This is a genomic window from Streptomyces sp. NBC_00328, assembly GCF_036139655.1.
In the GTDB taxonomy this organism is placed as follows: domain Bacteria; phylum Actinomycetota; class Actinomycetes; order Streptomycetales; family Streptomycetaceae; genus Streptomyces.
In genome coordinates this window covers 8,241,427-8,253,670 of record NZ_CP108013.1, presented here as the reverse complement: position 1 = coordinate 8,253,670, position 12,244 = coordinate 8,241,427, and the positions used below count along the sequence as shown (strand labels likewise).

The following is a 12,244-nucleotide window of genomic DNA, read 5'->3' as shown; positions in this document are numbered from 1 at the left end:
GCTTCCCTTCCGGCCCGAGGGCCCGGCGTCCCTTGCGGTCCGAGGGCTCGGCTCCGCTTCCGGCCGGAGGGCTCGGCTTCGCTTCCGGCTCGAAGGGTCAGCTTCCGCTCGGGGCCCGGGGGCTCAGTGTTCCGTCACCTTGCCGTCGGCCACCTCCAGGCGGCGGGTCGTACGGACCGCGTCCAGCATGCGGCGGTCGTGGGTGACCAGCAGGAGCGTGCCCTCGTAGGAGTCCAGGGCCGATTCCAGCTGCTCGATGGCCGGCAGGTCGAGGTGGTTCGTCGGCTCGTCCAGGACGAGCAGGTTGACGCCCCGGCCCTGGAGCAGAGCCAGCGCGGAGCGGGTGCGTTCTCCCGGTGAGAGGGTGGCCGCCGGGCGCAGGACGTGGTCCGCCTTCAGGCCGAACTTGGCCAGCAGGGTGCGGACTTCGGCGGGCTCCGTGTCGGGGACAGCCGCGCCGAACGCGTCCATCAGTGACTCGGGGCCGTGGAAGAGCTTGCGTGCCTGGTCCACCTCGCCGACGACCACACCGGAGCCGAGCGTGGCGTGACCGGCGGACAGCGGCACCCGGCCGAGCAGCGCGCCCAGCAGGGTGGACTTGCCGGCCCCGTTCGCGCCGGTGACGGCCACCCGGTCCGCCCAGTCGATCTGGAGGGTCGCCGGACCGAAGGTGAAGTCCCCGCGCCGCACCTCGGCGTCGCGCAGGGTGGCGACCACCGCGCCCGATCGCGGGGCCGCCGCGATCTCCATCCGCAGCTCCCACTCCTTGCGGGGCTCCTCGACGACGTCCAGCCGCTCGATCATGCGCTGGGTCTGCCGGGCCTTCGCGGCCTGCTTCTCGCTGGCCTCGCTGCGGAACTTACGGCCGATCTTGTCGTTGTCGTTGTTCGCCTTGCGCCGCGCGTTCTTGACGCCCTTGTCCATCCAGCCGCGCTGCATCTGGGCCCGGCCTTCGAGGGCGGAGCGCTTGTCGGCGTACTCCTCGAAGTCGTCGCGGGCATGCCGGCGGGCGGTGTCGCGCTCTTCGAGATACGCCTCGTAGCCACCGCCGTACAGCGTGATCTGCTGCTGGACCAGGTCGAGTTCGAGGACCTTGGTGACCGTGCGGGTGAGGAACTCGCGGTCGTGGCTGACGACGACGGTTCCGGCGCGCAGGCCGGAGACGAAGCGCTCCAGGCGCTCCAGACCGTCCAGGTCGAGGTCGTTGGTGGGCTCGTCGAGGAGGAAGACGTCGTAGCGGGAGAGCAGCAGGGAGGCGAGTCCGGCCCGGGCCGCCTGGCCTCCGGACAGGGACGTCATCAGCTGGTCGAGACCGACGCCGAGCCCCAGCGAGTCGGCGACCTCCTCGGCACGTTCGTCCAGGTCGGCGCCGCCGAGGTCGAGCCAGCGCTCCAGACTCGTCGAGTACGCGTCGTCCGCGCCGGGCGCCCCGTCGACGAGCGCCTGTGTCGCCGCGTCCATCACCCGCTGGGCCTCGTCGACACCCGTCCGGCGCGCGAGGAAGTCCCGTACGGTCTCACCCTCCCGGCGCTCCGGCTCCTGGGGCAGGTGCCCGACGGTCGCGGACGGCGGGGAGAGCCGCAGCTCGCCCTGCTCCGGGGTGAGGAGGCCGGCGAGCAGCCGCAGCAGCGTGGACTTGCCCGCGCCGTTGGCGCCGACGAGTCCGATCACGTCGCCGGGCGCGACGACGAGGTCGAGTCCGGCGAAGAGCGCGCGGTCGCCGTGTCCGGCGGTGAGATTCTTGGCGACGAGAGTGGCAGTCATCAGGGAGCCGATTTTAACGGCCCGCCGCGGCCCCCCTCACCGCCGATCTCCACGGCCCCGGCTTCCCCGGGCCACCGGTCACCGTCCCGCCCGGTCGGGGGTCGCGGACGGGCCGCAGGTTCCGCCGGCACGCTCCAGAACGCGGCGGCGGGAACCCGGGCCACCGTCGAGCAGGGAATTCAGCGTGGCGCGATACCCGGGACCGTGGAAGCGGAACGGCCCCATGCCGTGGTAGCCGTTGCGTTCCAGATCGGCCCATGGGCCGGTCTGCCAGGCGAAGTCCCGCCAGACGTAGTCGTCGCCGTCCTTCTCGATGACCGCGGTGACGGCACCGCATTCGACGGTCTCGCACTCGGGACAGCCGTAGATGACGTACCTGCCCCCGTCGAGCGGGGCGCCCGCCTCCAGGAGCAGGTTGCGCACCTGCGCGGTGAAGATCGCGGGCGGTACGTCGGAGGCGAGCGGGGAGACCGCGTCGAGGCCGGAGAGCCGGCACAGCAGCGGGAGTCCGTCGACGATGAAATCGACGAAGTCCCGGCGTACTCGGTGGTCACCGCCCGCGAGGACTCCACCGGCACGCATCGCCGGGGCCAGGCCGAAGGTGGCGTACTCGGAGGACATGCCGTGAGTATCCCCTTGCGGAGAGTGACGCGGCCACTGCATGGCATGCTCCGCTAACGTCCCGGCATGGAGAAGCCCGGGAACGGTGATGTGATCGTGGTCGGCGGCGGGGTCATCGGCCTGACGACGGCCCTGGTGCTGGCCGAGGCCGGCAGGCGGGTCCGGGTGTGGGCACGGGAGCCCGCCGAGCGGACCACCTCGGCTGTTGCGGGGGCCCTGTGGTGGCCGTACCGCATCGCGCCGAAGGCGCTCGCCCATACGTGGGCCCTCGTGTCCCTCTCCGTGTACGAGGAGCTGGCGGCGCGGCCCGAGGACAGTGGCGTACGCCTGGTCGAGGGGGTCATGGGCGAGACACGGCTGGACGAGCTGGGGTCGTGGGCGGCCCGGGTACCCGGACTGCGCGCGGCGACGGCCGAGGAGTATCCGGGCACCGCGCTGCGGGCGCGGCTGCCGTTGATCGACATGCCCGTGCATCTGCGCCACCTGCGGGAGCGGTTCCTGCGGGCGGGCGGGACGGTCGAGGAACGGACGGTGACGGACCTCGCGGAGCCGGACGCGCCGGTCGTCGTGAACTGCGCGGGCCTCGGCGCCCGCGAACTCGTACCCGACCCCGCCGTACGGCCCGTGCGCGGGCAGCTCGTGATCGTCGAGAATCCCGGGATCCGTGAGTGGCTCGTCTCGACCGACCCGGCGGCCGGGACGACGACGTACGTGTTCCCGCAGCCGGACCGGGTGGTCCTCGGCGGCACCACGGACGAGGACGACTGGTCCCGGGTTCCCGACCCGGAGATGGCGGCGCGGATCGTCGAGCGGTGCGCGGCGCTGCGTCCCGAGGTCGCCGGAGCCCGTGTGCTCGGTCACCGGGTGGGGCTGCGTCCGGTGCGCGAAACCGTCCGGCTGGAACGCGAGGTCCGGCCGGACGGACGGGTGCTGGTGCACAACTACGGGCACGGGGGCGCCGGGGTCACCGTGGCGTGGGGATGCGCGCGAGAGGCGGCCGGACTCGTCGGTCCGGCCGCCTCCGTGTGAACTCCGTCCGCGGCGGGCCCAAGGGTCGGCGGGCCCAAGGGTCGTCGGACCGGCCGATCGGCGGGCCCGAGGACCAGAGGGTCAGGAGGTCAGGGAGGTCAGAGGGTCAGGGGTGAGGGGTGAGGGGTGAGGGGTGAGGGGTGAGGGGTCAGTGTTCCTCCCCCGGGACTCGGTGCGCGGGGCGCGGGGCGCGTACGCCGTCGAGGACGGACGCGGCCGGTGCCGCCGCGGAGCCCGTCGTCGCCCGCTCGAACGCGTCCGCGCCGCCCACCAGGGGCACTCGGGCCGAGGTGCGGGACAGGTCGAGAGTGAGGGTCGGTGTACTGGCGGGAGGGTCGATGAGGTCCTTGTCGGTGCCCGCGACGATCAGCGCGAGCCGGTGCCCCTTCGGGACCACGTGGTCCGTGGCCGCCAGGTCCAGCGTGATGGTGTACGCCTTCCCCGGGGTGAGCGGAACTCCTCGGTCCGAGGCGTAGTTGCCGAGGTCGGCCCAGCCGCGGCTGAGGACCGTCTGGCCGACGTCGGTCCTGGCCGCCTCGGTCACCTTGTAGCAGGAGCTGTCGCCGGCCGTGCTCGCGCCCCAGCAGGTGCGGTCGGTGAGGGTGTTGATGCCCTCGCCCGAGCCGGTGTAGTCGCGGATGGTGTCCGGGCCGAGGTCGACGAGGACCGCCGAGAGGTGGGCCGTCGAGGTGGTGGGTGTGGCGGTGACGGTCACCTTGGAGGAGCCGGAGAGCCGCAGGTCCCGGGTGAGCGGCCGGGTGGTGAAGCCGGCCTTGTCGGCGGTCGGCCGGTCGATGTGGGCGGCCCAGTCGGTCTCGCTCTGCCCTGGGTCGTCGGTGAAGGTCTCGGTGCCGGATGCGCGGCCGAGCCCGAGGGTGCCGACACCCGGCTGCGCGCCCGTGCCCGGCCGCAGGGTCGCGGCACCGGTGGTGCGGGGCGGCCAGACGGCGGAGGTGGCCCACTGGTCGGGGTGGCGTTCGATGTCGGCCATGGGCTCGTGGTCGATGCCGTTGTCGTAGCCGAGGAGTTCGTGGTCGAACCAGCGGTGCAGGGTGTCGACCCAGGCGGAGCGGCGGAAGTCGAAGGGGTCGACATGGCCGGTCTGGGAGAGCCAGATCTTGCGCTCGACCCCGTTCCTGGCGAGGGCGTCCCACCACTGGCCGAAGTTCTTGGTACGGACGTTGAGGTCCTGCATGCCGTGGACGAGGAAGACGCTGGCCCTCACCTTCGAGGCGTCCTTGACGTAGTCGCGCTCGGTCCACAGCGATGTCCAGTCGCCGGTGCGCGGCGCCTCGTCGACCAGCTTGCTCTGCACGGCCGCGCACTTGGCGCGGGCGTCGGGGCTGTCGACGTAGCCGGACAGCCAGTCCGGGCCGGAGTCGTAGAGCGGGGCGCCCTTGGCGAAGTAGTAGTCGTACCAGGAGGAGATGGCGCTGATCGGCACGATGGTCTTCAGGCCCTTGACGCCGGTGGCGGCGACGCCGTTGGCGATGGTGCCGTCCCAGCTCTTGCCGATCATCCCGGTCCTGCCGTTGGTCCAGGTGGCTCTGGCCGTGGCGGTGCCGGTGCGCGTGGTGTAGCCCTTGGCCCGGCCGTTCAGCCAGTCGACGACCGCCTTGGCGGACTGGATGTCGGAGCGGCCGCCGACGTCGACGCAGCCGTCGGAGCGGTCGGTGCCGGCGAGGTCGACGCCGACGAATCCGTAGCCGCGCGGCACGAAGTAGTTGTCGTAGAACAGCGGCATCTGCACGACGTGGCCGTTCGCGTCGTACGTCTTCTTCTGGCTCTCGTTGCCGCGCCCGCAGCAGGAGTAGTAGGGGCTGGCGTCCATGATCACGGGGATCTTGCGTCCCTGGCGGGCGAGTTCGCGGGGCCGGACGATGTCGACGGCGACGCGGTCGTGCCGTCCGTCGCTGTCGCCGTCGAGGCCGGTGTCGACCCAGACGGACTCACGGATCGCGTTCTCGTACGAGTAGACCGGGGCGCTCTCTCTCGGGGCGCCGTGTGCGGCGACCGGGACGAGTAAGGCGGCCATCAGGGCGGCGACGGCCGCCGTCGCGAGCGATCTCCAGGTCATGAAGCGCATACGGCTCAGTGGTATCGGCATGCGCGGAACGTACCCCGGTCGACTCCTGTGCGACAGAGGGTCGGTGACAGGCCATCGGGGCCGGATGGCTCATGTCGGCCGAATGGCGATCGTGTGACAGGGGTGGCCGTGGACATGACCGGGGCCCCAGGGACTGAATAGGCTCCGGACCGACTTCATGCCCCCACGACTTGGAGCTTGACGTGCACCGCAGACTCATCGCCCCGGGCGCCCTCGCCGCCTCCCTGCTGCTGGCGATCCCGGCATCGGCGGCAAGTTACACACCGGGAACGCCGGGCATCGGCGACGCCTACTACCCGGCCTACGGCAACGGCGGATACGACGTCTCGCACTACGACCTGAGGCTCACCTACCAGCCGGGGACGGACGAACTGGAGGGCACGGCCACCCTCCTGGCGACCACCACGCAGGACCTGTCCCGGTTCGATCTGGACTTTCTGCTCGATGTCAGCGAGGTCCGGATCAACGGCGTGAAGGCGTCGTTCGCGGCCTCCGGTGAGCACGAGCTGCAGATCACCCCGGCGAAGCCGCTCGCCAAGGGCACATCCGTCACGGTCGTCGTCCGCTACAGCGGAGTGCCCTCCACGAAGAGCGCGTACGGCTTCTCGACCTGGCACCGCACCCCGGACGGGGCGGTCGCGGCGGACGAGCCCGAGTCGGCCTGGTGGTGGTACCCGAGCAACGACCACCCGCTCGACAAGGCGACCTACGACGTGTCGGTGGCCGTGCCGGACGGCACCCAGGCCATCTCCAACGGCACGCTCCAGTCGACGAGTTCGCGGCTCGGCTGGACCCGCTACAACTGGCGGTCCAACAAGCCGCAGGCCACGTATCTGACCACGCTCGCGGTCGGGAAGTTCGACATCACGACCGGCACCTCCGAGGGCGGCGTCCCGGTGGTCAACGCCTACAGCAAGGACCTCGGCGACAACGACGGGGCCGCGCGCGCCAGTGTCGAGCGCACGGGCGAACTGGTCGACTGGCTGAGCGGCTACTTCGGGCCGTATCCCTTCAGCAGCGCCGGCGGCTACGTCCCCAACACCACCACCGGGTACGCGCTGGAGACCCAGACCCGGGTGTACTACAGCCCCCGGCAGTTCGCGAACGGCTCCAACACCTCCGTGGTCGTGCACGAGTTGGCGCACCAGTGGTACGGCGACGACGTGTCGCTGAAGGGCTGGAAGGACATCTGGATCAACGAGGGCTTCGCGCGCTACGCGCAGTGGCTGTGGTCGGAGCACGAGGGCGAGGGCACGGCACAGGAGCTCGCGGACTACGTGTACGCCTCGCATCCGGCGGACGACGCCTTCTGGACGGTGGCTCCCGGCGACCCGGGGGCCGACAACCAGTTCGACATCGCGGTCTACGACCGGGGCGCGCTGGCGGTGCAGGCGCTGCGCAACGAGGTCGGGGACGACGCCTTCTTCGCCATCCTGAAGGGGTGGCCGAAGGAACACGCGTACGGGAACGCGTCGGTCGCCGACTTCCGGGAGTACGCCGAGCAGGTGTCCGGTACCTCGCTCGCGGCGCTCTTCGACACCTGGCTGTTCCAGCCGTCGAAGCCGGCGGCTCCCGCGGCGCGGAGCGCGGGCGTGGCCCCGGCCGCCGCGGCGAAGGGTGCCGTCGTCCCGCCGAAGTCGTGGAAGAAGATCGCCGCGACGGACACGGTCCACTCGGGCTGAGGCACGCTCCCACAGGCTGCGGCACGGGTCCGCGTCCCCCCGCCGAATCGGGGGCGCGGACCTGTGGCACGCCCACAGCGCCTGGCCAGGACCGCGGCCGCGCTGGAGAACATCATCGGCGGCCCGGCCGTCGCCCGGGCCTCGGGCTGTCCGTCAGGGGCGCGCGGGTTCGGCCTCCGGTTCGGCCTCCCGGCGGTCGAACTCCGCGACCTGGTCGAGGAGTTCCGCGCGGCTGATGGCGTCGGCCCGGGTCGCGGGCACCGTGCAGGCGTAGGCGCCGGCCAGCGCGCCGTACAGGGCGCAGCGCCCGAGGGGTTCTCCGGCCAGACGGCCGTAGAGGAAGCCCGCGGCGAAGGAGTCCCCGGCGCCGTTCGAGTCGACGACCGGTGTGCGGGGCGGGATCGCGGGGATGTGCGTCACCTCGTCGTCGGCCAGCAGGTACGCGCCCTCGGCGCCGGCGGTGGCGACGACCGCCTCGGCCCGGCCCCGCTCCACGATCTTCCGCATGGTGGCCTCGGGGTCGGCGAGGGCGGTGGTGGAGACGAACACGATGTCGGCCGCGTAGGCGAAGGCCTCGTGGTACGGGTTCTCGCCGTCCCAGTTGTGCAGGTCGGTCGAGACGGTCACCCCGGCCTCCCTCAGGACCGGCAGGGCGAAGGCGCACGGGTAGGTGATGGAGACATGGGCGTGCCGGCTCGCCGCGGCCAGGTCCCGTACCGTCTTCTCGGGCAGCCGGTCCACCTCGCTCGAACGGCTGTCGTCGTACAGGGACAGCCGCCGCCCGTCGGGGCCGACGAGATTGACCGCGCGCTTGGTGCCCGCGGGCTGGGGGATCTCGGTGAGCGCGATGCCCCGGTCGCGGTGCAGGGCTCGCACGAGGTCGCCCTCGGGGTCGTCGCCGAGCAGGTCGAGGTGGTGCGTGCGCAGGCCGAGGGCGTGCAGGCCCAGTGCGACGAAGTCGCCGGTCTGCCCGGCGCGGGTCTCGATGCCTGGACGGATCATGTAGCTGTCGGCGTAGGGCAACGGCAGTTCGGGGACGTGGACGATGGTGTCCACACCCGCACCGCCCAGGACGAGGACGTCGGTCTCGCGGCTCATGGCTCTCCCTCTCGGACGCGAGCAGCGAGTCAACCAGGCCCCCGACGATCACCGCAAGAAATTGCAGAAACTTCCGCAACCCGCTTCCACGAGCCTCGCCGCACCCCGGGCCGGGGCCCGACCTCCGTCGCCCGCCACCCGACCACCTCCCGGCGCCGGTCACCGGAGGACCGCGTGGACCGCGCCGCGGGCCGGTACCCGCGTCGCTCCTGGACAGGAGCTTTCACAACACTGGTGGGACAGCAATACTGTTGCACCGCGCCGTCACCCGTCACCATGGGCGCGCGCCGCACGACGCGAGAGGCGAGGACCTGCCATGACGACGGACACCGAGGAGCCGGCGCTCACGGTCGACGAACTGGCCGCGCGGGCGGGCGTGACGGTCCGCACGGTCCGCTTCTACAGCGCCAGGGGCCTGCTGCCGCCGCCCGTCATCGGCCCCCGCCGGGTGGGCCACTACAGCCGGGAGCATCTGGCCCGGCTCGCGCTCATCGAGGAGTTGCAGCACCAGGGCATGACGCTGGCCGCGATCGAGCGGCATCTGACGCGGTTGCCGCCCGGTCTGAGCGCGCACGAACTCGCCATCCACCGTGCCGTGGTGGCCTCCTGGGCGCCCGACGCGATGGAGGACGTCACCCGGGAGGAACTGGACCGGCGGGCCGGGCGGCCGCTTCGTGACCCGGACCTGGAGCGGCTCGCCGCGATGGGCGTCGTCGAGGGGACGGGGGACCGGGTCCGGCTGGACCCCGGGCTGCTGAAGCTCGGCCTGGAGCTCCTGGACGTACCGATCGCGGACGAGACGATCCTCGCCGCGCGGACCGTCCTGCTGGAGCACTCGCGCGCGGCGGCCCACGCGCTGTCCGGCCTGCTGCGCAACGCCGTGGGCGAACAGGAGTCCGTGGCGGCCGTGAAGTCGCTGTCGGCACACATGCAGCCGCTGGTGGTGCAGGCACTGCTGACCGCGTTCCAGCGCTCTCTGAAGGACGAGTTGCGGGAATGGCTCAAGGAGTCCTGATCCGGGGCCGGCTCTCCCGCCGGGGGCCGTGGCACGGCCGGGCCCGCCCGACGGTACCGGCGCTCACAATTAGGCGGATCCGCCTGCCACGTCGAGGGTCTGGCCGGTGAGGAAGCCGCTGCCCTCGTCGACCACGTACAGGAGGGTCGGGACGAGGTAGCACGGCTCCTGGGTGCGCGGGACGGCCTGCTGGACGAGGACACGCTCGAAGCCGCCGTCCGTACGGCGATGTGCAGGCTGACGAAGGCGGGCCGCCGGGCCGCGCGGGCGTAGCCGTCGGCCATGGAGACGACGGCGCCCTCGTGGACGCCGAGGACGTACTCCGGTGCGTCCTCGGCCTCCGCGAGGGCGGCCAGGAAGGGCAGTTCGGTGGTGCCGGGGCTGCCGGGGCTGCCGGGGCTGCCGGGGCTGCCGAAGACATGGTCCACGCCCTCGCCGCGCAGGATGTCCAGCAGGCGAGGGCGGGGCGGCGGCCCATGGGGGCTCCTCGGCGTCGGCGGGTACCGGTTCGCCGGTCAGCGTCCGGTGCCCGCCCCGTGGAGCAAGTCCCTCGTACCACTCGGTGACACGTCGCCTCGGGGCGGGTGCCCGGAGGCGACGTGTGCCGGGCGATGTGTGCCCGGATGTGCCGCGGGCCGTGGTGCGGTGTGTCCCCAGGTCCCGCGTGTGCCGGGGTGCGGCCCGGGCCGGGGCCCGGGCCGCACGGATCAGGCCGCGTCGGTGAAACGCTGGCCCTTCTCCGCCTTCTCGACGAGCAGCGCCGGCGGGAGGAAACGGTCGCCGTAGCGCTCGGCGAGCTCCCTGGCGCGGACCACGAACGCTGCCGGTCCGGTACCGGTCCCGCCCTCGTAGCCGTTGATGTACTGCAGGACACCGCCGGTCCAGCCGGGGAAGCCGATGCCGAGGATGGATCCGATGTTGGCGTCGGCGACGGACGTCAGGACGCCCTCCTCGAGGAGCCGGACGGTGTCCAGCGCCTCGGAGAAGAGCATGCGCTCCTTCATGTCCTCGAACGGGATCTCGTACCCCGCCTTGGTGAAGTGCTCGCGCAGACCGGGCCAGAGAAGACCGCGCCCGCCGTCCTCGCCGTACTCGTAGAAGCCCGCTCCCCCACTGCGTCCGGGGCGCTCGAACTCGTCCACCATGCGGTCGATGACGGCCTCGGCCGGGTGGGTCTCCCAGGTGCCGCCCGCCTCCTCGACGGCCTGCTTCGACTCCTTGCGGATCTTGCGCGGCAGGGTGAGGGTCAGTTCGTCCATGAGGGAGAGGACCTTGGCCGGGTAGCCGGCCTGGGCGGCGGCCTGCTCGACGGAGGCGGGCTCGATGCCCTCGCCGACCATCGCCACGCCCTCGTTGATGAAGTGCCCGATGACGCGGGAGGTGAAGAAGCCGCGGGAGTCGTTGACGACGATCGGGGTCTTCCTGATCTGGCGGACCAGGTCGAAGGCGCGGGCCAGGGCCTCGTCGCCGGTGTGCTCGCCCTTGATGATCTCCACCAGCGGCATCTTGTCGACGGGCGAGAAGAAGTGCAGCCCGATGAAGTCCTCCTGCCTCTCGACGCCTTCGGCGAGGGCGGTGATCGGCAGGGTGGAGGTGTTGGAGCAGAGCAGCGCGTCGGGCTCGACGATGTTCTGGATCTCCTGGAACACCTTGTGCTTGAGCGAGGTGTCCTCGAAGACCGCCTCGATGACGGCGTCGCAGCCCGCGAGGTCGTTCGGGTCGGCGGTGGGCGTGATGCGGGCGAGCAGCGCGTCGGCCTTCTCCTGGGTCGTACGCCCCCGGGAGACCGCCTTGGCGCAGAGCTTCTCGGAGTACGCCTTGCCCTTGGCCGCCGCGTCGGCCGAGACGTCCTTGAGGACGACGTCCATGCCCGCGAGCGCGCACGAGTAGGCGATGCCCGCGCCCATCATCCCGGCGCCGAGGACGGCGACCCTGCGGACCGGGCGCGGCTCGATGCCCTTGGGGCGGTTGGCGCCGGAGTTGACGGCCTGGAGGTCGAAGAAGAACGCCTGGATCATGTTCTTCGAGGTCTGGCCCGCGGCCAGCTCGACGAAGTAGCGGGCCTCGATGACCTGGGCCGTCTCGAAGTCGACCTGGGAGCCCTCGACGGCGGCCGCGAGGATGCTGCGCGGGGCCGGGTAGGGCGCGCCGTTGGTCTGCTTGCGCAGGCTGGCGGGGAAGGCGGGCAGGTTGGCCGCGAACTTCGGGTTGGCCGGGGTGCCGCCGGGGATGCGGTAGCCGGGCTTGTCCCAGGGCTGCTGCGACTCGGGGTTGGCGTCGATGAAGGCGCGGGCCTTGGCGAGGAGTTCCTCGGGGGTGGCGGCCACCTCGTGGACGAGGCCGTTGTCCCGGGCGCGCGTCGCGTTGTACTGCGTGCCCTGGAGGAGGACCTTCAGCAGGGCGTCGGCGATGCCCAGCAGCCGTACGGTGCGGACGACTCCGCCGCCTCCGGGGAGCAGGCCGAGGGTGACCTCGGGGCAGCCGATCTTGGTGCCGGAGGTGTCGAGGGCGACCCGGTGGTGGCAGGCGAGGGCGAGCTCGAAGCCGCCGCCCAGGGCCGCGCCGTTGATGGCGGCGACGACCGGCTTGCCCAGGGTCTCGATGCGGCGCAGGTCGCGCTTGATGGCGAGGCCGCCGTCGAAGAGGTCCTGGGCGGTCTCGGGGGTGACGCGGATGAGGTCGCGCAGGTCGCCGCCCGCGAAGAAGGTCTTCTTGGCGGAGGTGAAGATGACGCCCCGGATCGAGTCCTTCTCGGCTTCCAGGCGGTCGGTGATCGCGGCGAGGGAGGCGCGGAACGCCGCGTTCATGGTGTTGGCGGACTGGTTGGGATCGTCGAGGACGAGGGTGACGACACCGGTCTCGTCCTGTTCCCAGCGGATGGTGGTGGGCTCAGTGCTCATCAGGGGATGCTCCGTAGATCCTTGATCC

7 protein-coding genes and 2 pseudogenes are annotated in these 12,244 nt (G+C 71.9%); 3 read left to right on the top strand and 6 right to left on the bottom strand.

Translation table 11 applies throughout. The features are described 5' to 3' along the window. Positions 1-123: 123 nt before the first annotated feature. Together OG485_RS36125 and OG485_RS36120 are read right to left on the bottom strand one after the other, a co-directional pair. A complete protein-coding gene (locus OG485_RS36125; protein ID WP_328672742.1) occupies positions 124-1,764 on the bottom strand; it encodes an ABC-F family ATP-binding cassette domain-containing protein in 1,641 nt (546 codons plus the stop codon). 135 nt (positions 1,765-1,899) lie between these two features. Further along, positions 1,900-2,475: pseudogene (locus tag OG485_RS36120) on the bottom strand (oxidoreductase); the annotation flags it as partial. Between OG485_RS36120 and OG485_RS36115 the strand changes: the two are divergent. Further along, positions 2,452-3,414, top strand: a complete 963-nt coding sequence (locus OG485_RS36115) for an FAD-dependent oxidoreductase (RefSeq protein ID WP_328672741.1) — start codon at positions 2,452-2,454, stop codon at positions 3,412-3,414. The pseudogene OG485_RS36120 and the gene OG485_RS36115 sit on opposite strands and share 24 nt — an antisense overlap. Before the next feature lie 148 nt (positions 3,415-3,562). On the opposite strand, the gene OG485_RS36110 is transcribed toward OG485_RS36115, so the two are convergent. After that, positions 3,563-5,521, bottom strand: a complete 1,959-nt coding sequence (locus tag OG485_RS36110; protein WP_328672740.1) for a Xaa-Pro dipeptidyl-peptidase — start codon at positions 5,519-5,521, stop codon at positions 3,563-3,565. Positions 5,522-5,703: 182 nt separating this feature from the next. Here OG485_RS36110 and OG485_RS36105 point away from each other — a divergent pair, with 182 nt between their 5' ends. Continuing rightward, positions 5,704-7,203: a M1 family metallopeptidase gene (locus tag OG485_RS36105; protein WP_328672739.1), complete on the top strand. Its 1,500-nt coding sequence runs from the start codon at positions 5,704-5,706 to the stop codon at positions 7,201-7,203. 153 nt (positions 7,204-7,356) lie between these two features. Here OG485_RS36105 and OG485_RS36100 read toward each other — a convergent pair whose 3' ends face one another. Continuing rightward, positions 7,357-8,301: an adenosine kinase gene (locus OG485_RS36100; protein WP_328672738.1), complete on the bottom strand. Its 945-nt coding sequence runs from the start codon at positions 8,299-8,301 to the stop codon at positions 7,357-7,359. Positions 8,302-8,617: 316 nt separating this feature from the next. Between OG485_RS36100 and OG485_RS36095 the strand changes: the two genes are divergently transcribed. Beyond that, on the top strand, positions 8,618-9,316 hold the full coding sequence (locus tag OG485_RS36095; RefSeq protein WP_328672737.1) for a MerR family transcriptional regulator: 699 nt from the start codon (positions 8,618-8,620) through the stop codon (positions 9,314-9,316). Positions 9,317-9,558: 242 nt separating this feature from the next. Here the strand turns inward: OG485_RS36095 and OG485_RS36090 are convergent. Then, positions 9,559-9,759: pseudogene (locus tag OG485_RS36090) on the bottom strand (thiamine pyrophosphate-binding protein); the annotation flags it as partial. A gap of 264 nt (positions 9,760-10,023) precedes the next feature. Beyond that, a complete protein-coding gene (locus OG485_RS36085; RefSeq protein WP_328672736.1) occupies positions 10,024-12,216 on the bottom strand; it encodes a 3-hydroxyacyl-CoA dehydrogenase NAD-binding domain-containing protein in 2,193 nt (730 codons plus the stop codon). Positions 12,217-12,244 lie beyond the last annotated feature (28 nt).

What these genes read in the sequence shown, in the direction of transcription:
- OG485_RS36085 (WP_328672736.1), bottom strand. Translation starts at nt 12,216, where the DNA reads ATGAGCACTGAGCCCACCACCATCCGCTGGGAACAGGACGAGACCGGT.
- OG485_RS36095 (WP_328672737.1), top strand. Translation starts at nt 8,618, where the DNA reads ATGACGACGGACACCGAGGAGCCGGCGCTCACGGTCGACGAACTGGCC.
- OG485_RS36110 (WP_328672740.1), bottom strand. Translation starts at nt 5,521, where the DNA reads ATGCCGATACCACTGAGCCGTATGCGCTTCATGACCTGGAGATCGCTC.
- OG485_RS36125 (WP_328672742.1), bottom strand. Translation starts at nt 1,764, where the DNA reads ATGACTGCCACTCTCGTCGCCAAGAATCTCACCGCCGGACACGGCGAC.
- OG485_RS36115 (WP_328672741.1), top strand. Translation starts at nt 2,452, where the DNA reads ATGGAGAAGCCCGGGAACGGTGATGTGATCGTGGTCGGCGGCGGGGTC.
- OG485_RS36100 (WP_328672738.1), bottom strand. Translation starts at nt 8,301, where the DNA reads ATGAGCCGCGAGACCGACGTCCTCGTCCTGGGCGGTGCGGGTGTGGAC.